Origin of the sequence: Pseudacidobacterium ailaaui (assembly GCF_000688455.1) — a bacterium.
Taxonomy (GTDB): Bacteria; Acidobacteriota; Terriglobia; order Terriglobales; family Acidobacteriaceae; genus Pseudacidobacterium; species Pseudacidobacterium ailaaui.
Genome location: NZ_JIAL01000001.1, coordinates 2,583,736 through 2,604,554 on the forward strand (window position 1 = coordinate 2,583,736; position 20,819 = coordinate 2,604,554).

Consider the following 20,819-nt stretch of genomic DNA (forward strand, 5'->3'; position numbering starts at 1 on the left):
GACTATGGCACAGAAGCCATCGCGCGTAGAGACGACGGAATGGGAAGCGGCCATGCTTTCCTTGGCTGGACAGCAGGAAGAGAAAAAAAGGCACCAGGAAACGACAGCTTCTATCGAGCGGCCCGGTCACGGGTTGACTCCGGAGCAGGAGCAGATGATGCTCGAACACCTTCCGGTCGTGCGATACATTGCACGGCGTATCCATGAACGTCTGCCGCAGCACGTGGAAATGGAGGAGTTGGTCAGCGCGGGAGTGCTGGGATTGATGGATGCATTCCGGAAGTTCGATCCGGCCAAGAAGGTGCAGTTCCGCAGTTATGCCCAGTTCAGGATTCGCGGGGCAATTTTGGACAGCCTGCGGACGCTGGATTGGAGCCCGCGTGAGTTGCGACGCAAGGGTAGAGCTGTCGAGCAGGCAATCCGTACCTTGACCGCGCGACTGAGGCGGACGCCAACAGAAAACGAAATTGCATCCGAGCTGGGCATGGAACTGGGTGAGTATCACCAGTTGCTGGGCGAGCTCAAGGGACTGGAAATCGGGACGTTGCATCTGGAGCGGTCCGAGGATTCTGGGGAGGAAGAGCTTGCCTATGTACCGAACCGCGAGGAAGATGATCCCCTCTTCCGTTGTCTGGAGGGAGAATTGCGGGCGCGCCTGGCCGAGGCCATCCGTAATTTACCGGAGCGGGAACGCCTCGTAATGACGCTTTATTACTACGAAGAAATGACGATGAAGGAAATTGGTCTGACGCTGGGCGTGGTGGAGTCGCGGGTCTCGCAGATTCATGCTTCAGCTGTGCTGCGACTACGCGCTACGCTGGCAGACCTGGCGGTGGGAACAGTAAGGGAGAAGGGATGGAAGGCGAAAGCAGCAGGAAAGTAGAGAAAAGCCTGAAGCAGGACGAAATCGACGCCCTTTTTCAGGCAGCGCGGGCCCGCTCCAAGGCGGCAACCCAAGATCCGCGTGCCCGTGTGGAACCCTATAGCTTTTCCCGGGCCGGGCAAATCAGCAATGAGCAATTGCGTGCCATCAGCCTGCTGAATGATATTTTTGCCCGCAATTTGACCCACAATCTGGGAGTCTGGCTGCGCAGCCGCTTTCGCGTAAATCTGGTTTCTGCCGAACAGATGCCGTTCAACGAATTTATGATGCGGATTCCCGATCTGGCCTATGTCGGTTCCGTGCGGCTGGAGCCCCTCCGGGCCTTATCTGTTTTGCAACTGGATCTGGCACTTGCGCCCCCGGTGGTGGACCTTCTGCTGGGCGGAGAGGGGCGGACTGACAAGGTCCGGGAGCTGACAGATATCGAAGAATCCATATTGACCAGTGTGGCTGAGGTCATTTGCCGGGAGCTAAGCACTGCCTGGCAGCCGGTGGGCCTGAGCTTTGTTTTTGAGCGTCGGCAATTGCATACGCAAATCGCCCGCATGATGCCGGTTTCTGAAAAGACATTGTGTCTGAGCTTTGAGATCCAGATGCCGGGGGCAAGCGGGATGCTGAATCTGGCCTTTCCTGCTGTTGTTTCCAATACCGTGTTGCGTCGTCTCACCGGAGACTGGAGCCGACAGCACCGCCATTCTGCAGAGAACAGACAGCGGATGCAGGAACGACTCAAGTTGGTGAAAGTGGGAGCTTCTTTACAGTTGCCACCGATACGGATCCAGGGCAGAGACCTGGACGCCCTGTGTGAAGGGCAGATCCTGCGGCTGCCGCTCATGGCCTCGCGCCTGGCCGAGTTGCGGGTTGCGGGTGTTCCTCTCTTTGAGGCGCATCCGGTGCAGATGGAAGAGCAGCGGGCGGCCCACCTGGCGCGTCCTGCGGCTTCGGTAAGAACATAACGATTCAGGAGAAGAAGGTGAAAACATTTCTTGATGCATGGCTGCTGGAGGCGCCGCCCGCCTTCAGTCAGGAACTGGCAGGTACGGTGAAATTGGTTTCATGCACCTCCGGCCTGGAGCCGCAAAAGGCACTCTGTTTTCAAGCGGAATACCGAGGAGGGCTTTCCGGGACCTTCTGGATAATGGTGGAGAAGGAGAAACTGGGAGGGTTACTGAAGGCTGCACACCTGGTTTCTGAAAGTTCCGACGAACGGCAAGGCGAGCAGATCTGGGAAAACATTTTGCGACAGGTGGCCGACAGGGCCGGCAAAGCGGCCGGCAGATGGGCCGGAGCTGTGGTGTCCGTTGTGACTTTACGGCAGGTGCCATTTCCGGCCGGAGAGGCCTTTCAGTCTTATGAGCTTTGCTTTGGAGAGGAGAAGGTGCTGCTGGGCGTGGCAGACAAAGCGGAGAGTCAGGAAAGGGACAATCGCATTCCTCCGCGCGGGGTGGAGCTTTTGCTCGATGTAGAGCTGGATGCCTCGCTACGCTTCGGATCGCGAGAGATGCCTCTGGGAGAAGTGTTGGAACTGGGACCAGGAGATGTGGTGCAACTGGAACGGCATGTTACGGACCCGGTGGACCTGATTGTTGGAGATAAAATTGTGGCCCGCGGAGAGGTTGTGCTGGTGAATGGAAATTTTGGACTACGGGTGACAGAAGTCGCTGAGCCCCGCAAGTCGCTGGAGAGCATACGATGCCTGTTCTGATGACAAGCCGCCCGACAACTTCTTCAGAGAGCAAATCGTCTGCATTGCTGCCGCAATGCGGAAACCCGAAATGCAAGAGCGGATGGCTGCGGCTATGGCGCAGCCGGGAGGTCCCTGTTTTTGAAGGAAAATGGGCCTGCTCGACGGCTTGTGTGCGGGAGATGATTGAGGCCGCAGTACTTCGCGAAAGGCGCGATGCTGCCATACCGCCAGCCACGCATCAACATCGTGTTCCTTTAGGGTTGCTGCTGCTTTCTCAGGGGCAGATTACGCAGGCACAGTTAAAACGAGCACTCGATGCACAAAAGCGGGCGGGATCGGGCAAGCTTGGGGAGTGGCTGGTCCGTCAGAAGTCAACTGGCCCGGAGCAGGTGGTGCGCGCGCTGGCAGCGCAATGGGGCTGTCCTGTTTTGTCTGTAGACGCTTTTCATGCCGCGTCCATGGCGCCGGCGCTGCCTCGTCTGCTGGCAGATAGTTTTGGCGCACTGCCTTTGCGGGTGGCTGGGCGTACTCTTTTGTATCTTGCCTTTGAGAGCAGACCAGATCCATGTCTGGCGCTGGCTGTCGAGCGGATAACGGGCCTCAAGTGTGAGGCAGGACTGTTGCGAGATTCTGAGTTTCAGCGGGCCAATGCGGCCCTGCTTCGTGCTGTCTTTCCCAGGGTCCGGCTGCTTGAGGCGTCCAGCCTCCGCGGAGCAGCACATGCGATGACAGCAATGGTTGAGGAACGCAAGCCAATCGAGACGAGGCTGGTACGCGTCCACAACTATTTCTGGATGAGGCTATGGAAAGAGAAATCCTTTGCAGGATCGAAGATTCCGCTGCCCGGGGCCGGAGAGGTCGAAGATATGGTCTGTGCGTTTTCCACAGAGAGCTGAATCGGCTCGCGTAGGGCGTAAAGTTGCCGATAAGGGCATTGAACAAGGAGTAGCAATGGTCCATATCAATGCCCTTATCGTGGATGACTCTTCGGTCATGCGGAAGATTGTTGAGCGTGCTCTGCGTCAGGCAGGGATCTCTCTGGACAGGGTGTATGAGGCATCCAGCGGTGCAGAGGCCCTGGACGTGTTGAAGAGCGAAGCGGTTCAGCTGATTCTTTCCGATATCAATATGCCCATCATGGATGGTCTTGAATTCTTGCGGCAGCTGCGCGCGCAGGATTTGGCCCCGGAGGTGCCCGTAGTGATGATTACCACGGAGGGAAGCGAGGAGCATGTAAAGGCAGCCATTGCCGCAGGTGCACAAGGATATATTCGCAAACCTTTTACCCCGGAGCAGGTGAAGGACAGAGTCCTGCCTCTGCTCGATCTCAATTAGCCCTGCTGGACTTTACAAACTTTGGAGAGTGATTATGGCGACGCCAGCCCGGGAGCTGCATCAGGAAAGCGCGTATGCGCAGAACTTGGACAGCGCCGTAGAAGAGGTCTTTCGTTTAATGATGAATGTCACCTGTGTGCCGGTTGAAACTTCTGGACCGGAAAACGGAGAGATGATTACCGCGGTGATCGGGCTTGCGGGAGCGATGAGTGGTGCGTGTACGCTCCGCTGTGGGCTGGATGCGGCGCTGCGTATGGCCGAGTCCATGGTGGGGGTTCGCCCTGAGCAGTTGGATGATATGGTGAAAGATGCGATTGGAGAGGTTTGTAACATGGTGGCCGGTGCCTGGAAGGGACGGCACTCTCTCCTCGCTTCCGGTTGTATGCTCTCGACTCCAGCTGTCGTCACTGGTACAAACTATCAACTCCACATGCAGCAGCCGGAATTTCGGGTAGATCGTGGTTATCGCTTCGATGACCAGTTGATTCATATCAGCCTTGTGTGTGAGTCCATTCAATAAGTTTTCTCTTATCTGCCGCTCCTGATTCTGGCCCTCATTCTGCAAGATCCTCTGGTAAAGAGGAGAAAGAAGTGGACAGCGGGTATTACGCAGCCTTTTCCGGATGGTTGGCGCGCTCGGAAGCTTTGGATGCAGCGGCCAGCAATCTGGCCAATGTAAACACCAGCGGCTTCCGGGCGCAGCGGGAATATTTTCGTAACGCGATTACTGGCCCGGAAGCGCTCCAGTCCCAGGTCAATCAAATTGTCAACAATTATGGTGTGCTTGGTGGAAATCTGCCGTATCTGGGGCAGGGGGCGCTGACGCACACTGGGAACCCTCTTGATCTTGCGATTGAAGGGCAGGGTTTTTTTGCTGTTCAGACCAGGCAAGGCATTCGTTACACCCGGGATGGCTCATTTCGCCGGGCTTTGGATGGAACCCTTGTGACGGCATCGGGTGAGCCCGTGTTGAATGCGCGGAATCAGCCCATTCTGGTCCCGAGCGGAGAGGTGGAAGTGGGTGTAGATGGAGTAATCTCCGTGGCCGGTGCTGTGGCGGGAAAGGTGGGGGTCTTCGATCTTCCCGCCTCGGCGCTCGTACCCGAGGGGGCAAACCGGTATGCGATTGCGGCCGGTACGAAGCCAGTAGTGACTGCTGCGGCCATTCATCAGGGAGCGCTGGAGTCTTCCAATGAAGATGTCATTCAAGGGACCTTGAATCTGATTCTGGTGCAGCGGCAGGCCGAGATGATGCAAAAGACCTTGTCGAACTTTTATAACAACTTCGACAAAACGGCGAGCGAAGACCTTCCCAAAATCTAAGTTACAGGAGAAATGAGGATGATTCGGGCACTTTATACGGCTGCCAGCGGAATGAGCGCGCAGCAGCTGAATCTGGACACGATCGCCAATAATCTGGCCAATTCATCGACTTCGGGTTTCCGCCAGCGCAGGCTGGAGTTTGAAGACATGATTTATCAGAACCTGGTAACACCGGGAGCTGCGCAGAGCCAGCAGACGGTCTCTGCCGGGCTACAGGTCGGTCTTGGAACAAGGTCGGCGGCTACGGAAGTCATTATGACGCAAGGGGACCTGAACCAGACAGGCAATCCGCTGGATCTGGCGATCCAGGGCAGCGGCTTTTTTCAGATCCAGCGCCCCGACGGGACGATTGCCTACACCCGCGCGGGCAGTTTTCATCTGAACAATCAGGGGCAGGTGGTCACTATTGACGGCGACCCCCTGATTCCGAGCATCACAATTCCGCAAAATGCGACTTCGATCACCATCACGCAATATGGTGTCGTCAATGCGACTCTTCCCGGGCAGCAGAACCCCACGCAGCTGGGCAAATCCAGCTGGCCACCTTTGCCAATCCAGAAGGGCTGAACAGTATAGGCAATAACCTTTTTGAGGCCACGCTTTCTTCCGGGCAGGCTGTGCTGGATACTCCGGGTGGGACGCAGGGGTTGGGGACGTTACAGCAGGGATATCTCGAAAATTCGAATGTGGATGTTGTGACAGAGTTTGTGCAAATGGTGCTGGCACAGCGTGCTTATGAGAGCAATTCCAAGGTCATTCGCGCGGCAGATGATATGTACAGCCAAGTGAATAACATGACGCGGTAGGTACCAATGCGGCCTGGGCTTTTTTTGTTGTTGCTGTTGACGGCATTTCCGGTACAGGGGGCCGAATGTAGTGTCCGCCATGAGGGCAAGGCCATCATTCGCTACCTTTCCGATGGGGTTCTGCACCGCCGATGGGCCCTTGTGGCCGACTGCGCACATCCGGAGCGGCCATGGAAGCTGGAAGAAGCGGCAACGGATCTCCCGACTGAGGGTAAAGAGAGTTCCACTGGAGGCAGATCTGATCCAGTCGTGGTCAGGACCGGTGCGAAGGTGGTTCTCGTCATGAGCGATGCCGGCTCCCGAGTCGTTCTCACCGTCACGGCGCTCGGTCCGGGACAGAAGGGAGACCTGATTCATGTTCGCACTGAATTGGGAGCCATTCTGCAGGCCAGGGTCCAGTCAGCGGGACAGGTCGAATTCATGAATAGACCAAAATGGAACCATCCATGAAGAGAAAATGCCTATGGATATCAGGGGTTCTTTGCTTGCTGTGCGGAGCAGGGTACGCCGCAGGCCATAAAGCAGAAAAGGGGCCCCGGCCTACTCCGCCAGACCTGGCTCTGCACACATACATCGAACGTGTGCGTGCGGAACATGCGGCCGAGGAGCATACACCGGGGGCCATCTGGACAGAGAATGGACGATTGGCGAGACTATCGGCGGATGTAAAGGCATGCCGTATCCACGACCCGATTGCGATCGTTGTTTCTGAAAGCCTGGCTGCTTCTACCGATGGGACGGTAAAAAACTCGCGGTCGTCCAGTGCAAGCTCGCAGGTCTCCTCGCTCCTGGGCAAGCTTTCAGCAGGCAACGCCCTGAACAATCTCGTCAATCAGACATCGGCATCGGGTCTGAATGCACAGGGTGAGAGTGTCACAAATTCCAGCCTGAGTACAACACTGGGCGGAGAAGTGGTTGATGTGCTGCCCAACGGAATGCTGGTGGTCCAGGCCGTGCGGCAGTTGACCTTTAATCAGCAGACACAACTGATCAAAATGAGAGGGCTGGTGCGCCCTGAGGATGTGGACGCGCAGAACCAGGTGCTGTCCACAGCCATCAGTAGTTTGGAAGTCGAGGTGGTCGGCAAAGGGATCATTAATGACTACACCTACCGGCCGAATGCGGTTGTGCGCTTTTTGCAGAAGCTGCTCATCTTTTAAGGAAAGAGGGATATGCGTTCGGCAGTATGGATATTCGTATGGATGCTGTTCCTGCCCCAGCAAATCCAGGCAGGTGCGCAGCGTGTGAAGCTGGCGCGCATCAAAGACATTGCCAGCGTTGAAGGCGTGCGCGATAACCAGCTTGTCGGCTATGGAATTGTAGTAGGACTGCGCGGTACTGGAGACAGCCAGCAGACAGTCTTTCCCTTGCAGACACTCGTATCCACGCTCCAGCGCATGGGCGTGAATCTGCAGCAGTCGCCTCAACTATCGCAGATGCGTACGCAGAACATGGCGGCGGTCTTTCTTTCCGCCACGCTTCCGGCCTTTGCCCGGCCTGGAAACAAGATTGATGTTACGGTCTCCTCGGCGGGTGATGCGCGAAGCCTGGAAGGCGGACTTCTTTTGTTGACACCTCTTTACGGGCCCGATGGGCAGATCTATGCTGAGGCCCAGGGTCCGCTGGTGCTCGGTGGCTATGCGGTGGGTGCCAATGGCAACCTGAAACAGTACAACCATCCCACGACAGGTCGTGTTCCTGATGGAGCGATGGTGGAACGGGCCGTGCCTTTGGACCTTGCGCGGATGCGGACGCTCTCCCTGCTGTTAAATGATGCAGATTTCCGTACGGCGGAAATGATGGCAGCGGCCATCAATCGGGAGACAGGCAGGCCCCTGGCCCATGCGGTGGACAGTCGGCGCATCACTCTGGCTGTGCAACCCTCCGAGGATGTGCCTTCTCTACTTGCCGAGGTGGAATCGATAGAGGTAGAGACGTATCCGCGGGCCAAAGTTGTGATCAATGAAAGGACCGGAACCGTCGTCATCGGGGGTGACGTACGGTTGCAGCCGGTTTCCATTCTGCATGGCGGACTCTCTGTCAATGTGGTCACGGAATATCAGGTTTCCCAACCAGGCCCCTTCTCTCAGGGGACCACCCAGATTGTTCCGCAAACTACGATACAGACGCAGGACCAGCCGGTGAACCGCATTGAATTAAAGCAGGGGGCAACTGTGGATGAACTGGTCCGGGACCTACAGCAAATCGGTGCCTCGGCGCGGGACGTGATTTCCATTCTCCAGGCGATGAAAGAGGCCGGGGCGCTCGAAGCAGAGTTGGAGGTGCTGTGAATCCCATCTTGTTTGAGAATACTGCGGTCCATGCAGGGGGGGCGCAGCCGAATCCCCGGCTGGAGTCGGCGGCCCATGAGTTTGAAGCCATGCTGATGAAGGAAATGCTCAAGCCTCTTCAGGAAGACGGCCTGTTCCCCGACGAAAGTAGCACCGAAGGAAGTGCCGATACCCTGATGAGCTATGGCGCTGAGGCAATGGCCAAGGGCATCTCCGAGCATGGCGGGCTGGGCATCGCCACTCAGATCCTGAAGCATTTTCAGGAAAGCATGAAGGACATGAAGGACATGGATGAGAATTCTCACAGAATCGAAAATGGACAACGACTATAATGGGCTTCTGTTCTGCCGATAAGCCTCAGTGAGGAGCAAGATCCATGAATATACGTGATGGCCTGCACCAACTCCCGGAGGTGGCTGGAGTCACCGAAACTTCTGGCGTTTCAGGGATACAGCGGCAAACATCGGAAACAGTCACAGGCACAGATGCAACAGCGCAGGACACGACTGAACTCAGTCCGGAAGCCCGGTTTGCAAGCCAGGCCATGCAAGTGCCCGATGTTCGTCTGGACAAGGTTGCTGCCGTGCAGCAGGCCCTGAGCAGCGGGAACTATCAGGTAAGCGCTGAAGATGTAGCCGAGAAGATGATTCGGCAAATGGTCGGCAAGTAATCTGGAAAATCCTATGCAGCAGATGGAGCATCAGCCGGCGTCCATCGTTGAACTTTTGTGCCGTGCCATTGAAGCCCTGAAGAAGGCAGATGTCACGTCTATGGAGGACGTGTTGTCTTCGTGTGCAAGAGTGGAAAGGGCCGTCTCTTCACAAGAACAGGGCCAGGCGCTGGCACAAAGAAGGACACTGCAAAAACTTCTAGAGCACACCAGGCATAACCTCCACATTTTGGGGGGCGAAACGGGAAGAACGAGGGCAGAGAGATGGCGACACTAAACGCAGCGTTCAGCATTGCGACGGGAGCACTGGAGGCGGCGCAATCTGCAATCAATGTGATTGCCAATAATGTATCCAATGCAAACACGCCTGGATACACAACAGAACTTCCGCAATGGCAGGAGAACGACACGATCAGCATTGGCGGCGTGAGCTACGGGCAGGGATCCACAATGACCGGGGCCTCATCGCAGCGCGACCTTGTGCTGGAGCAGCGTATCCAGCAACAGACGCAGCTTCAGCAGGACACGAATGCGCGTTACACGGCGCTTGACCAAATGCAGAACATCTTCAGCGCTTCCACGTCCACTTCTACGTCTTCTCCTTCGCTCGATATAGGGCAGAGCATCACTGGATTTTTCAGTTCGCTTTCGCAGCTGCAGGCCAGCCCGTCGGACTCATCCTTGCGGCAGTCGGTGCTGACAGCGGCCCAAACGCTGGTCAACGCGTTTCATTCGGCCTCCTCACAGTTATCGAGCCAACAAAATTCACTGGACCAACAGGTCGGCACCATTGTTTCGCAGGTGAATGCGCTTACGCAGAGTATTGCACAGTTGAACCAACAGATCGCGCAAGTCTCGCCTAATGGAGATGCAGGGCAGCTGGAGGACCAGCGGCAATATGACATTCAGCAGCTTTCGCAGTGGATTGGCATTCATCAGATCAATACAGAGGACAACGGACTGACGATCACCACATCGAGTGGTGCTCCGCTGGTTGTGAAGGGACAGGCATTCTCGCTTCGTACCGGGCTCTCGGGGGGACGACCCACATCTATGATGCTGAGGGTAACGATCTGACTTCCGAACTGGCTGGAATGGGAGGACAACTCGGCGGGGTTCTGACCGTGCGAGACCAGGACATACCGCAGATGCAGAGCGCTTTGGACACGCTGGCCTACAACCTCGGAAGTGCGTTAAACAGCGCCAACCAGGCCGGTACGGATGCAAACGGAAATGCGGGAGGCGATCTGTTTACCCTGCCCTCTTCGACGGCAGGGGCTGCGAGTCAGATCGCTGTAGCGATCACATCCGGGTCACAGATTGCTGCGGCAGCAACTGGAAACGGCTCTTCTGACAGCACAAATCTGGTGAGTATGTTGCAGATCCAGAACCAGTCGATTGTAGGTGGAACCACTGCCACCAGTTATTATGCGAGCTTTGTCTCTTCTTTGGGGAGCCTGGTCTCGGAGGTTTCCACGGAGAACGCTGCACAGCAGGCCTCTTTGACACAACTCACCACACAACGGGACTCGCTTTCCGCAGTGAACCAGAATGATCAGGCGGCCTTGCTTGAAAACCTGCAGCAGACGTATCAGGCTGCAGCGAAGGTCTTCACGATTCTGGATGCTGTCATGGCCTCGGCATTAAATCTGGGTGTTGAGACAACGGTGGCATAACCCACAGAAAGGGCAAAATTGTGAGGTTTGATCCCCTTTATCTGAACCATGCGATTGCTGCGCTGGACCAGACATCTGCACTCCAGCAGCAATTAACGAATGAGCTTTCGAGCGGTAAGCGTGTCAATGTACCCGGTGATGATCCGGTCGCAGTCGGGCAGAATGTCCTGCTGTCGGCGCAGTTACAGATGAATGACAGCTTTTCCCAAACGGAAAGTTCTCTTGTAGGGCGGATGCAGGTGACAGATTCGACCCTGGGCAGCGTTGTTTCCCAGCTGACGCAGGCTGTATCGCTTGCGACGCAAGGGAATAACGGGACCTTAAATGCAAGTGATCTGAAGTCGATAGCCAATGAACTTGCTGGCATCCGCGACGAGATCGTTTCACTGGCAAACACTACCTACATGGGGACGTATCTGTTTTCCGGAAGTCAGGGCAATACAGCGCCCTTTTCTCTGGATACGTCCGTATCTCCCAACACCGTCAGCTACAACGGCGATTCTGTGATTTCTTATGTGGTGACCCCAGATGGACAACAGATACAAGTCAATTTGCCAGGAAACACCATCTTCAATGATTCGGCAAATGATGTGCTGGGTATTCTGAACAATCTGATTGCGGAATTTTCTTCAGGCAGCTCCAGTGCAGCCAGCCAGGCGGATGCCACGGCGCTGGGCAATGCGCTGAACTACGTCAGCCAGCAGAGGGTTGTACTGGACAACTCCATTACCAGGCTGCAGGCAGCCCAGAGTTACACCCAGACGCAGGCAGCCCAGATGACCGCAGTGCAGACGGACCTGATGCAGACGGACATGGCCCAGGTCTCAACCCAGCTCAGTACCGCGGAGACCCAGCAATCCGCACTGATCCAGGTAGTGAATCTGCTGGAAAAGAACAATGGAGATCTCTTCAGTCTGTTGTAATTTCATGCCGGCTGCATTGATTGGGTGGAAGGGGACTTTGTTCCAAGCACCTGTTCATAAATGGCCTGAAGCGAAGACAGGTTCACCTCTGGACTGTATTTCAAGAGAAATTGCTCTCGGGCCTTTTCTCTACATTGAAGATAGTCAGGATGTGCATGGAATTCCCGCATACACGCAACCATGCTTTCTGGATGATTCGGGTCAAACAGCATACCGGTTTGATACGGAGTGATCATTTCAGGATAGGTCCCCAGGCGCGAAGCCAGCACGGGGGTTCCAACCGCAAGTGCCTCAATCACTACACGAGGCATCCCTTCATACCATAAGGAAGGACAGACCAGGGCCTTGGCCTTTCCCATCAAGTCCACAACTTCTTCGCCACTCCGGGGACCGAGCCATTCAACATTGCTGAGAGTGCTGGCTGCCTGCCTTACTTCCTCTTCCAGAGGACCCGCGCCGGCGATGCGAAGGAAAGGCAGATCCGGTCCGTTTTTCCAGCATTCCAGCAGTACCCGGATACCTTTTTCTTCTGTCAACCGGCCAGCATAGAGAAAATACCCTCCGTCCCCAGCGCGCATACCTGGGTCATTATCCAGACAGTTGGCCTTTACGATGACCTTGTCGGAAGGTAACCCGCCCTCTACAAGCTTGTTTTTTGCGAATTCTGACAGAGCAATCAATCTGTCTATGGCTTTCCACCAAGTCCCAAGCTTCCAGTGGGAGAGCATTCCAGCAGTTGCTGCGGCAGTTCCCGCGCGGCTTTCCCGATAGCAGCCGTGCAGAACTCCGGAAATGCGGAGAGCTTTTCCTAAGCAGTCCTCACATATCTTGCCGTCTCGGAAGAACGAAGCTTTGGCACACAGCAGGCGATAGTTATGCAGAGTATGTACCACGGGCACGCGCATTTGCTTGCACGTCCAGAAAATGCCCGGGGAAAACGTAGGGAACCAGTTGTGAACATGTACGATGTCAGGGCGGAAACGGACAATGGATTTTCGCAGCGCATCCGTCCCTTGGAAGCTGTAAAAGACGGCCAGGGCCGCCTCCAGCTTTCCCCGAATCCCAACGATGCCGTCGTTGTTTGCCTCCAGCAGTTCTACAGCAATGCCATTTTCCGCCAGCAGTTTTCTTTCGGACTGCACAACGGAATCCTCACCGCCTTTTTGCTGGTATCGGTTATGAACAAGCAGGACTTTCATTGCGATATTGGATGTATACCTTCAGAAATGGATTTCTACAACTTCGATGTCAATCTGCGACCTGTTACGATAAAAAGAAATGCTTGCTACTCAAACGGAACGTACCATCCGGCCTGCGCGCAATATTCTCGGAAGCCTGCGTCTGCCCGGCGACAAAAGCATTTCGCACCGCTATGCATTGCTGAGTGCATTGGCCTCCGGAACTACGAAACTCACCAATTTTTCCACGGGCGCGGACTGTGCCAGCAGTCTTGCGTGTGCTGAAGCACTCGGCGCAAAGGTCTCAAGCCTGGAAAACGGGGTCATTGAAATCACAGGGACCGGTGGACAATTCCAGGCGTCTGCCGTGCCGCTGGATTGCGGCAACTCGGGATCGACCATGCGAATGCTGACTGGCCTGCTGGCTGCTACGCCCCATGCATACACTCTGGTCGGCGATGAGTCACTGAGCCGTCGCCCCATGGAGCGCGTGCGCAAGCCCATCTCGCAGATGGGAGCAGAGATCGCATTGACCGATGGTCATGCTCCAATCACAATCCGTGGCGGCAAGCTCAAGGCCATTGATTACGCAACGCCCGTTCCCAGCGCACAGGTGAAGACAGCGGTACTTTTCGCTGGGCTGCAGGCTGAGGGCACAACAACAGTTCGCGAAACTGTGCGTACACGTGACCATGGTGAGCTGGCTCTAAGGGCGTTTGGTGCCGAGCTGGAACGCCGGACTGATTCGGTCAGCATTAAGGGCGGCCAGTCTCTGCAGGGAATTGAGGCCGTTGTGCCCGGGGACATTTCCTCCGCAGCTTTCTTTCTCTGCGCGGCTGCACTTTTTCCAGGCTCAAACCTCGTCTTGGATGCCCTTGGCTTAAATCCAACACGGGCCACCCTGCTGGATGTACTTACAGCTCTGGGCGCGCATATTGGAGTACTGAATCTTGAAGAAAAGCATGGCGAGCTCATCGGCACAGTGCAGGTAAACGCCCCTGCCCAGGGACTGACAGGAACGACAATTTCCGGTGGACTCGCTGCCCAGTTGATTGATGAGCTGCCGGTACTGGCGGCCATCGCTCCCTACACGCAAAATGGGATTCGCATCCGCGATGCAAAGGAGCTGCGCGTCAAGGAATCGGACCGCATCGCACTGGTTGCCCGAAATCTGCGGGCCATGGGGGCTGAAGTTGAAGAATTTGAAGATGGCCTGGACGTTCCCGGTGGCCAGCAGCTCCATGGGGCCGAAATTCATTCCGGGGGAGACCATCGGATTGCGATGGCATTTTCTGTAGCGGCCCTCCGTGCCGAAGGCGAAACCCTCATTCAGGGCGCAGAGTCTGCTGCTATTTCTTTCCCCGAATTTTATGATCTGCTGGAGCAAATTGCTGAGAGGTGAAAGAGGCAGGTTTTTTCATAGTGCGAAAGATGGTCAGATTTTTACAGTAACTCTGGTTCTTCCTCAGCTACGATGAACAAAATCAGGGAGGAAGAAAGAATGACCAAAGTAAAACCGGTTCCGGAAGGGTACCACAGCATCCAGCCCTACCTGTATATTCGCGGAGCAGCCGCAGCCATTGAGTTCTATAAACAGGTATTCGGCGCTAAGGAGAGGATGCGCATGCCGGTGTCCGATGGCCGCCTGCAGCATGCGGAAATTGAAATTGGTGACTCCTGCCTCATGCTTGCGGATGAGTACCCTGAGAAGCAAATCTATAGTCCGAAGCATCTCGGGGGCACTCCCGTCAGCATTATGTTGTATGTGGATGACTGCGACGCTACCTATCAAAAGGCGCTCGCGGCCGGGGCAAAAAGCCTGCGTGAACCGCAGAACCAGTTCTATGGTGATCGACTGGCCGGGATAGAGGACCCGTTCGGTTTTCAGTGGTGGCTGGGGACCCATATTCAGGATGTGTCTCTAGAAGAAATGCAAGCTGCTGCCATGCAGACAAAGTGATTCATTCCGCTAAGGCATCTGGAGGAATACCATACAAGCTATGGATTCGCTCGATGAGCTTCTTCATCAAGCCGAACGAGCACATGGGCATCTGTGTGCAGGGCAGATTCTTGGTGTACGAATGGCCATACTTGGCTGCCGCCGCTTGGGCATCGAGGACCCCAGAGGAAAGGATCGCAAGCGCCTGGTGACTTTCGTGGAGATCGACCGCTGTGCCACCGATGCAATCGGTACTGTCACTGGATGCCGCCTGGGCAAGCGGGTGCTGAAATTCCGTGACTGGGGCAAGATGGCAGCCACATTTGTAGATCTTGCCTCAGGTCGGGCCATCCGCATCTGCGCAAGAGAATCTTCCAAAGTTTTAGCCAAAGAAATGTACCCGCAGATGGAAGACAAAAACCAGCAGCAGATGCTTGCCTACCGGGAAATGAGTGACTCTGACCTGTTTACTGAGCAATGGGTGCGCGTGACGATAGGTCCTAGCGAATTGCCGGGGTATAAAGGTGAGCGTGTGGTGTGCAGCCTTTGTGGAGAAGGCATTAATTTCAACCGCTTTGTGCGCCGGCAAGAAAAGACATTCTGCCTGAGCTGCGCGTTTCCTGAGGACCGGTATTATCAGCCAATCCCCTGATCCAAAGGATGCCTGCTCCTATACGGACGAATTCCCGGACCTGGGCCTGGCTGTTTTTTTTCCGGTTGCGGCACTTCTGGTTGAAGCGCTGTCTGGAAAGCTTTTTGGGTCTGGAATCGAGGCAAAGGCGACCTTGGCCATGTCGGTATCACGCACCACGTGTGTCCCTCCCAGATACAGCGCATTTTCGCCGAACTGTGTGCGGATGCTGTCCATCGTCAATGAAAGTTTCTGGCGCTTTTGCTCTTCAGGAAAAAATACTTCTGAATGCTGTACCCCAGGAACAAGATCAGAGAGCTGAATTCCTACGAATACCGGCGTACCGGGCGGGCAATTGGCCCAGATCCTCTTGAAAGCCTCTAAGAGTGCAAAGATATTCTGAGTTTCCAGCGTGCGGGCATGGCCTTGCCAGCTCCTCGGTTGATTTTCTTTGCTGAAGCCCAAGGAAACAGAGAGACTGCGTGCCCAGAGGTTCTTGCTGCGCAAACGCGAGGCTGCCTGCGCCAACATCTTTTGCGCAACCGCTTCAGCTTTTTCCAAAGTGCGCAGGCGAGGAGGCAGAACATGTTGGTGCCCGACGCTCCGTGGAACCGAAGCAGGCCCGTCGAAGTCATAGCCACGAAGCCAATACCAGTAGCGTTCCCCATACAGGTTGCCCCAGGCTGCCCGCATTTGTCTGGTATCGAATGCCAGCAAGTCCCGCATGGAACAGATGCCTTTTGCTCGTAGCCTCGCCTCCATGCGGCGGCCAATTCCGGGAATGTCCCGAAGTTGAAGTTGACACAATATTTCCGGTAGGTCTTTGACATCCAGCAGCACCAGGCCGTCGGGTTTTTCCATGTCTGTTGCTATTTTGGCCAGCAAAGAGTTGGGGGCGAGCCCAATCGAGCAGCGAAGACACTCTCCTACGTCCATGCGGATCCTTTCTTTCAGGCTTCGTGCAATGGCAAGGGCCTTTTCCGGCTGACACTGGCTTCCTGTCAGACGGCAGCCGATTTCATCCACAGAAAACACACGATCCACAGGAAGGCAGCGGTCGACTGCGCCAAGAACAAGATGATGGAAGCGCGCATACTCGCGATGCTGTGCCAGAACAAACACAATTTCCGGACAGAGCCTTCGGGCTTCCTTCACCGGGGTGCCAGTCTGGACACCAAAGGCCTTGGCTTCGTAGCTGGCCGCGATGCAGCAGGTCGTTTCAGCCTCCACTGGGATGACGGCCACTGGCCGATTTCTCAGTTCAGGACGCAATTGCTGCTCGACGGAGGCAAAATACGAGTTCAGATCAAGATAGAGCCAACGCACGAGGCCGGGTACCGGAGGCAGCATGTTTCCAGAATAGGCGAAGATAAGGCGAAAATAAAGGCCTCCTGATACCCCAAATTTTTCTTGCATGTAAATTAGGAAAAGTGGCAGATTTTGGCAACATCTCTCAAGTTGATCTGGTGGGCGTAGGACTGAACGCTACTGACACCCTGATTCCTCTCTCGCATTATCCTGCTCCTGGGACGAAGGCTTCCTTCCGCTCGACTACGATTCTTCCAGGCGGACAGGTGGCCAGCACGGTGATTGCATGCCAGCAATGGGGTTTGCGCACGCGTTATGTAGGAAAGCTAGGGGATGATGAGGCAGCTGTGCTCCATCAGCGCGAATTTGCTCGCGCTGGAGTGGAGACCGAGATCATTACTGTTCCTGAGGCCGCCAGTCTGCAATCGTTAATTCTGCTGGATAACAATGGTGAACGGACCGTTCTGAACCGGCGCGATGAGCGCCTTGCACTCAAGCCATCCGAGCTGCGCCGTGAGTGGATCGTGAATGCGCGCGCTCTGCACGTAGACGGCTATGACACATCTGCTGCGACTCTGGCTGCACAGTGGGCCCGCGAGGCGGGCGTTCCGGTGATTGCCGACCTCGATGAGTTGTACCCTGGAGTCGAGGCGCTCATTGAAAAGATTGACTATCTCATTGTCAGCCGCGATTTTCCTTGCCGTCTGATGCAGACGGAGGACCTGGAGCAGGCGCTTCGCCGGATACAGCAATGCTTTGGCTGCAAACTCTCAGCCGCGACGCTTGGCGAGGATGGAGTCTTGGCCTGGGATGGGGTGCAGTTTCACTATACCCCCGCCTACTGGGTGGAAGTGGCCGACACCACCGGAGCTGGGGACATCTTCCATGCGGGGTTCATCTATGGCCTGCTGCAAGGCTGGCCACTAGACCACCAGTTAGATTTTGCCTGTGCTGCGGCTGCTCTGAACTGCACTGCGATTGGCGCTCGAGGCGGTATTCGTCCGGTAGAGGAGATTCAAGCGCTGATGGCCGGCGGAAAGCGGCACCCTGAGGCTTATCAGGCGCAGCTACTTTCCACCAAATAGCCTGGCGAAAAAGTGGCCGATCTTATGGAAAAAACCATGTGGCGACGCACTCGCTGGCTTCGCCGCTTGTTCTGGTGAGGAAGCTACTGCTGGAGCAGGCGGGGCCGGAGTTGCCGGAGCACTCTGTCCGTCGTAAGAAAGCGGCACATCTACCTGTGCGTGAGGAGTTCCGGCGGGGACTACCGGTTTTTCAGGCGCGGCAGGCGGCGGTTTGAGTCCTTCGCTGACTGCAAGAGGGAAGGCCGTATCTTCCGGCGTTGAGGATGGCCCTCCTACCGGCTTTCCGTTGGCGTCTGCCATCGCAACAGGTTTATCAGGAGGGCAGCCGCAGGGTTCCGGTTCGTTGTCCACCACCTGATTCAGGCTGCCATGCTCAAAGAGCACCCGCTGGTTGGGCTTCACGCGATAAACACCGCCTTCAAACTGGCTTGTGACTGTAATATAGGGCGCGTTCTCACCGTGATTCTCAATGCAGGTGTCACCCTGTTTGTTGACGCGCACTTTCAGATCCGCATCGCCTGGGCCAGAAATCAGTATGCGTAGATCCGGTGTGAGCAGCACGTCAGAATACTTCTGCGGCTTATAGGTGGCCTCGATGGCGCCGCGATCCAGCGCAAACATGAGTGCGGTGGAATCCGGTGCGATGGACTGGTCGGCGGTAATGTGAATCTGGGTGGACGCACAGAGACGGAGCTCGCCACCTCGCGCCAGCGTAATCTGTGCTGTCTTGTCTCCTGCCGTGATGCTCCCACGATTGCCGATTGCTGCTCTGCCATTTGCCACCTCAAGAGACCCGGATACCGTTATCCCCTCGGTAGGGACATAGGCAATGGGTCTCTGTTGCGCCTGGGTCATGAGGGCTGCGCTGAAAAGAAACAGAAGCGGCCACTTCACGAGTCACAGCTCCAGGAAATTCCGGATCAGATGTTTGCCATCCTGCGTAAGCACGCTTTCAGGATGAAACTGAACGCCTTCCACTGGATACTTACGATGGCGAAGGCCCATGATGGTGCCGTCCGCAGTGCGTGCCGAAACTTCAAGATCAGAAGGCAGCCCCTTTTCAGAAACAATCAGCGAGTGGTAGCGGGTGCAGGTCAGGGGATTGCTGAGGTCTTTGAAAATCGTCTTACCATCGTGACGGACCTCGCTTGTTTTGCCATGCATCAATTGGGCTGCGCGGACTACCTTTCCGCCGAATGCGGCGCCAATTGCCTGATGGCCCAGACATACACCCAGAATTGGGAGTTTTCCTGCGAAGTAGCGAATGAGTTCGATGGATATGCCGGCCTCCTGGGGAGTGCAGGGGCCAGGGGAAACAACAATGCGTTCAGGCCGCAGGGCTTCGACTTCGGCCGGGGTCAGCTCGTCGTTACGGCGCACCACCATGTCGGCCCCCAGCTCTCCCATATACTGCACGAGGTTGTAGGTAAAAGAGTCGTAATTGTCCAGAACAAAAACCATAGCGGCCTGCTACCAGTCTATCTGAGCGGAGCATATCTGACCCAGTCGAAGTCCACATAGCCGCTGCTGCCTGCAGACACGGTTGTGCCGAAAGCAAACAGGGCAGGCCGTGCTCCCTTCCACCAACTGAAGCTGAGCCTGACGGGCGGACCCGCGGGCTGAAAGCTGGCCCCCTGATTGAGACTGTAGAAGTAAGACGCAGAGTCTCCCATTACGCGAATGCGCAGTTCCAGTGTTTTGCCAGAAATGGCAGCGAGAGGCTGGTCTGTTGCATTTTCTGAAAATAAGAGTACATTGGCGCCAGCATGATGCAGCACCGCGAGGTAGCTTTGCGCCTTGTCCAACATGGCTACGCCAGCCCTCTCTCCGTCCCGCAGGTGGCTGACGTCCAGACGCGCGGTAAACACAAAAGAATCATCCTGCATGGTCTCCGTCAAGGTATTGCGGGCGTGCAGCAGATCGGCGGCCAACCACGGATACAAACGCAGGAATCCGGGCCGTTCCGTCAAAGACCAGCGAGGGTTGTCAGGATTATGGTTCCACTCCCACATAGGAGACAGTCCAGAGTGGTTGAAATCATCTGAGGTTTGCGGCGAGATGCGGTCAGCCCCAGGAACGAGAATGGGCAAGGGACCTTCCAGAACGGGACGACCTGCATCTCCCATGACCGGCCAATCGTCCACCCAGCGTACTGGTTCCAGATGAAGGATGCGTCCGTGCGCACCGCGAAGCTGAAAATGAAGGAACCACCCCTGACCGTCTGGGGTTTCCACATACGCACCCTGATGCGGTCCGTTGATGGCCGTATCAGCCTGCGAGAGAACGATGCGATATTCATAAGGGCCTTCAATATGGCGTGAACGCAGAACAGCCTGCGAACCATTTCCCACGCCGCCCATGGGAGCAAAGATGTAATACCAGCCGTGCCGTTTGTAAATTTTTGGCCCTTCCAGAACGGGAAGATTCTTCGCATCCTGAACGATCACCCTGCCGGCGTCGAGTACCCTCTTTCCATCCGGGGACATGCGATGCAGGATCAGTGGCCCAGCGTGAAGACGGGAGTGGACCAGGTATGCGCGGCCATCATCATCCCAGAAGGGGCAAGGGTCTTCCCATCCCGGACCTGAGATGACAACTTCCGGGGCGCTCCAGGGGCCTTTCATACTGCGTGCAGTGCTGACAAAGATGCCTTCATCGGGAGTCGGGAAATATACGTAGAAAAGTCCATTATGGAAGCGCACAGCCGGGGCCCATACGCCTCTGCCATACCGGGTTCCTCCCTGCATGTCATACTCCGGGCCAAAAGGGAGCCGGGGCAAAACATGCCCGGAAATCTCCCAATGCACCAGATCCCGCGAATGCAGAATCGGGATTCCGGGGGAGAAGTGGAAGCTGGAAGCAATCAGATAGAAATCCTTGCCTTCCCGAATGACGTCCGGATCTGAGTAATCAGCAAAGAGAACAGGGTTATGGTATTGGTGCTGGGAAGTGGAAGATGCAAAGCAAAAGGCCGAGGGTACAGTACAAGCCAGAGCAAAGAGAAAAAAGCGAAACATGATTCTCCTGAGCAACTTTCATGTCCGTCCAAAGAAGGTCCCATCCCTTCGCGCGAAGACCTGCGAA

General features: G+C 55.8%; 26 protein-coding genes. 21 read left to right on the forward strand and 5 right to left on the reverse strand.

Features of this window, described 5'->3' with window-relative positions:
* Positions 1–4: 4 nt before the first annotated feature.
* From N655_RS18560 to flgL, 17 genes are all read left to right on the forward strand, one after another.
* Positions 5–883, forward strand: a complete 879-nt coding sequence (locus tag N655_RS18560) for a FliA/WhiG family RNA polymerase sigma factor (protein WP_238324696.1) — start codon at positions 5–7, stop codon at positions 881–883.
* Positions 856–1,839 (forward strand): flagellar motor switch protein FliM, encoded by a 984-nt coding sequence (locus tag N655_RS0111500; protein ID WP_026443116.1) that lies wholly within the window; start codon positions 856–858, stop codon positions 1,837–1,839. Before N655_RS18560 ends, N655_RS0111500 begins: the two co-directional genes overlap by 28 nt.
* Before the next feature lie 17 nt (positions 1,840–1,856).
* Complete coding sequence (locus N655_RS20345; protein ID WP_238324697.1) at positions 1,857–2,588, forward strand: FliM/FliN family flagellar motor switch protein; 732 nt, start codon at positions 1,857–1,859, stop codon at positions 2,586–2,588.
* Entirely contained in the window at positions 2,576–3,466 is an 891-nt protein-coding gene (locus tag N655_RS0111510) for a cyclic di-GMP-binding domain-containing protein, MshE-related (RefSeq protein WP_026443117.1), read from the forward strand. The genes N655_RS20345 and N655_RS0111510 overlap by 13 nt, the downstream gene beginning before the upstream one ends.
* 55 nt (positions 3,467–3,521) lie before the next feature.
* Entirely contained in the window at positions 3,522–3,905 is a 384-nt protein-coding gene (locus tag N655_RS0111515; protein ID WP_026443118.1) for a response regulator, read from the forward strand.
* A gap of 34 nt (positions 3,906–3,939) precedes the next feature.
* A complete protein-coding gene (locus N655_RS0111520) occupies positions 3,940–4,425 on the forward strand; it encodes a chemotaxis protein CheX (RefSeq protein ID WP_026443119.1) in 486 nt (161 codons plus the stop codon).
* 71 nt (positions 4,426–4,496) lie between these two features.
* A complete protein-coding gene (locus N655_RS0111525; protein ID WP_026443120.1) occupies positions 4,497–5,228 on the forward strand; it encodes a flagellar hook-basal body protein in 732 nt (243 codons plus the stop codon).
* A gap of 18 nt (positions 5,229–5,246) precedes the next feature.
* Complete coding sequence (locus N655_RS18570) at positions 5,247–5,795, forward strand: flagellar hook-basal body complex protein (protein WP_432757646.1); 549 nt, start codon at positions 5,247–5,249, stop codon at positions 5,793–5,795.
* Positions 5,796–5,800: 5 nt separating this feature from the next.
* Complete coding sequence (locus N655_RS21200; protein WP_432757654.1) at positions 5,801–6,034, forward strand: flagellar basal body rod C-terminal domain-containing protein; 234 nt, start codon at positions 5,801–5,803, stop codon at positions 6,032–6,034.
* A 6-nt stretch (positions 6,035–6,040) separates the two neighbouring features.
* Entirely contained in the window at positions 6,041–6,484 is a 444-nt protein-coding gene (locus tag N655_RS0111535) for a flagella basal body P-ring formation protein FlgA (RefSeq protein WP_026443121.1), read from the forward strand.
* Positions 6,485–6,519: 35 nt separating this feature from the next.
* Complete coding sequence (locus N655_RS0111540; RefSeq protein ID WP_238324698.1) at positions 6,520–7,194, forward strand: flagellar basal body L-ring protein FlgH; 675 nt, start codon at positions 6,520–6,522, stop codon at positions 7,192–7,194.
* Positions 7,195–7,236: 42 nt separating this feature from the next.
* Positions 7,237–8,325: a flagellar basal body P-ring protein FlgI gene (locus tag N655_RS0111545; RefSeq protein ID WP_044935797.1), complete on the forward strand. Its 1,089-nt coding sequence runs from the start codon at positions 7,237–7,239 to the stop codon at positions 8,323–8,325.
* Entirely contained in the window at positions 8,322–8,657 is a 336-nt protein-coding gene (locus tag N655_RS0111550) for a hypothetical protein (protein ID WP_026443124.1), read from the forward strand. Before N655_RS0111545 ends, N655_RS0111550 begins: the two co-directional genes overlap by 4 nt.
* Positions 8,658–8,701: 44 nt before the next feature.
* Positions 8,702–8,995: a flagellar biosynthesis anti-sigma factor FlgM gene (flgM, locus tag N655_RS18575; RefSeq protein ID WP_049961389.1), complete on the forward strand. Its 294-nt coding sequence runs from the start codon at positions 8,702–8,704 to the stop codon at positions 8,993–8,995.
* A 264-nt stretch (positions 8,996–9,259) separates the two neighbouring features.
* Positions 9,260–10,072: a flagellar hook-associated protein FlgK gene (gene flgK, locus N655_RS18580; protein WP_044934532.1), complete on the forward strand. Its 813-nt coding sequence runs from the start codon at positions 9,260–9,262 to the stop codon at positions 10,070–10,072.
* A 17-nt stretch (positions 10,073–10,089) separates the two neighbouring features.
* Positions 10,090–10,671, forward strand: coding sequence for a FlgK family flagellar hook-associated protein (locus N655_RS18585; RefSeq protein WP_044934535.1), 582 nt, complete (start codon positions 10,090–10,092; stop codon positions 10,669–10,671).
* 20 nt (positions 10,672–10,691) lie between these two features.
* Complete coding sequence (gene flgL / locus N655_RS0111570) at positions 10,692–11,594, forward strand: flagellar hook-associated protein FlgL (protein WP_026443126.1); 903 nt, start codon at positions 10,692–10,694, stop codon at positions 11,592–11,594.
* Positions 11,595–11,596: 2 nt separating this feature from the next.
* On the opposite strand, the gene N655_RS0111575 is transcribed toward flgL, so the two are convergent.
* The gene (locus N655_RS0111575) at positions 11,597–12,736 is read right to left on the reverse strand and encodes a glycosyltransferase (protein WP_162173540.1); all 1,140 of its coding nucleotides are present in this window, start codon (positions 12,734–12,736) and stop codon (positions 11,597–11,599) included.
* Positions 12,737–12,872: 136 nt separating this feature from the next.
* Here N655_RS0111575 and aroA point away from each other — a divergent pair, with 136 nt between their 5' ends.
* The 3 genes from aroA (at position 12,873) to N655_RS0111590 (ending at position 15,363) form a co-directional block, all read left to right on the forward strand.
* Complete coding sequence (gene aroA / locus N655_RS0111580; RefSeq protein ID WP_026443128.1) at positions 12,873–14,174, forward strand: 3-phosphoshikimate 1-carboxyvinyltransferase; 1,302 nt, start codon at positions 12,873–12,875, stop codon at positions 14,172–14,174.
* A gap of 99 nt (positions 14,175–14,273) precedes the next feature.
* The gene (locus N655_RS0111585) at positions 14,274–14,732 is read left to right on the forward strand and encodes a VOC family protein (protein WP_026443129.1); all 459 of its coding nucleotides are present in this window, start codon (positions 14,274–14,276) and stop codon (positions 14,730–14,732) included.
* Between the two features lie 40 nt (positions 14,733–14,772).
* Complete coding sequence (locus N655_RS0111590; RefSeq protein WP_026443130.1) at positions 14,773–15,363, forward strand: FmdE family protein; 591 nt, start codon at positions 14,773–14,775, stop codon at positions 15,361–15,363.
* An 18-nt stretch (positions 15,364–15,381) separates the two neighbouring features.
* Here N655_RS0111590 and N655_RS18590 read toward each other — a convergent pair whose 3' ends face one another.
* Entirely contained in the window at positions 15,382–16,692 is a 1,311-nt protein-coding gene (locus N655_RS18590; RefSeq protein WP_162173541.1) for a DNA polymerase Y family protein, read from the reverse strand.
* A gap of 80 nt (positions 16,693–16,772) precedes the next feature.
* On the opposite strand from N655_RS18590, the gene N655_RS18595 reads away from it, so the two are divergent.
* Entirely contained in the window at positions 16,773–17,735 is a 963-nt protein-coding gene (locus tag N655_RS18595; RefSeq protein WP_044934538.1) for a carbohydrate kinase family protein, read from the forward strand.
* Here the strand turns inward: N655_RS18595 and N655_RS18600 are convergent.
* The 3 genes from N655_RS18600 to N655_RS18605 are packed head-to-tail and all read right to left on the reverse strand — an operon-like array spanning position 17,718 to position 20,752.
* Entirely contained in the window at positions 17,718–18,629 is a 912-nt protein-coding gene (locus tag N655_RS18600; protein ID WP_049961391.1) for a hypothetical protein, read from the reverse strand. The two genes, N655_RS18595 and N655_RS18600, sit on opposite strands and share 18 nt — an antisense overlap.
* A gap of 3 nt (positions 18,630–18,632) precedes the next feature.
* The gene (locus tag N655_RS0111610) at positions 18,633–19,196 is read right to left on the reverse strand and encodes an anthranilate synthase component II (protein WP_026443131.1); all 564 of its coding nucleotides are present in this window, start codon (positions 19,194–19,196) and stop codon (positions 18,633–18,635) included.
* Positions 19,197–19,213: 17 nt separating this feature from the next.
* The gene (locus N655_RS18605; RefSeq protein WP_049961392.1) at positions 19,214–20,752 is read right to left on the reverse strand and encodes a glycoside hydrolase family 43 protein; all 1,539 of its coding nucleotides are present in this window, start codon (positions 20,750–20,752) and stop codon (positions 19,214–19,216) included.
* Between the last annotated feature and the right edge of the window lie 67 nt (positions 20,753–20,819).

Excerpts from the sequence above, each read along its gene's own strand:
- N655_RS18560 (WP_238324696.1), top strand. The coding sequence starts at position 5 with ATGGCACAGAAGCCATCGCGCGTAGAGACGACGGAATGGGAAGCGGCC.
- N655_RS0111500 (WP_026443116.1), top strand. The coding sequence starts at position 856 with ATGGAAGGCGAAAGCAGCAGGAAAGTAGAGAAAAGCCTGAAGCAGGAC.
- N655_RS0111510 (WP_026443117.1), top strand. The coding sequence starts at position 2,576 with ATGCCTGTTCTGATGACAAGCCGCCCGACAACTTCTTCAGAGAGCAAA.
- N655_RS0111515 (WP_026443118.1), top strand. The coding sequence starts at position 3,522 with ATGGTCCATATCAATGCCCTTATCGTGGATGACTCTTCGGTCATGCGG.
- N655_RS0111520 (WP_026443119.1), top strand. The coding sequence starts at position 3,940 with ATGGCGACGCCAGCCCGGGAGCTGCATCAGGAAAGCGCGTATGCGCAG.
- N655_RS18570 (WP_432757646.1), top strand. The coding sequence starts at position 5,247 with ATGATTCGGGCACTTTATACGGCTGCCAGCGGAATGAGCGCGCAGCAG.
- N655_RS0111535 (WP_026443121.1), top strand. The coding sequence starts at position 6,041 with ATGCGGCCTGGGCTTTTTTTGTTGTTGCTGTTGACGGCATTTCCGGTA.
- N655_RS0111545 (WP_044935797.1), top strand. The coding sequence starts at position 7,237 with ATGCTGTTCCTGCCCCAGCAAATCCAGGCAGGTGCGCAGCGTGTGAAG.
- flgM (WP_049961389.1), top strand. The coding sequence starts at position 8,702 with ATGAATATACGTGATGGCCTGCACCAACTCCCGGAGGTGGCTGGAGTC.
- flgK (WP_044934532.1), top strand. The coding sequence starts at position 9,260 with ATGGCGACACTAAACGCAGCGTTCAGCATTGCGACGGGAGCACTGGAG.
- N655_RS18585 (WP_044934535.1), top strand. The coding sequence starts at position 10,090 with ATGGGAGGACAACTCGGCGGGGTTCTGACCGTGCGAGACCAGGACATA.
- aroA (WP_026443128.1), top strand. The coding sequence starts at position 12,873 with ATGCTTGCTACTCAAACGGAACGTACCATCCGGCCTGCGCGCAATATT.
- N655_RS0111585 (WP_026443129.1), top strand. The coding sequence starts at position 14,274 with ATGACCAAAGTAAAACCGGTTCCGGAAGGGTACCACAGCATCCAGCCC.
- N655_RS0111590 (WP_026443130.1), top strand. The coding sequence starts at position 14,773 with ATGGATTCGCTCGATGAGCTTCTTCATCAAGCCGAACGAGCACATGGG.
- N655_RS18590 (WP_162173541.1), bottom strand. The coding sequence starts at position 16,692 with ATGCTGCCTCCGGTACCCGGCCTCGTGCGTTGGCTCTATCTTGATCTG.
- N655_RS0111610 (WP_026443131.1), bottom strand. The coding sequence starts at position 19,196 with ATGGTTTTTGTTCTGGACAATTACGACTCTTTTACCTACAACCTCGTG.
- N655_RS18605 (WP_049961392.1), bottom strand. The coding sequence starts at position 20,752 with ATGTTTCGCTTTTTTCTCTTTGCTCTGGCTTGTACTGTACCCTCGGCC.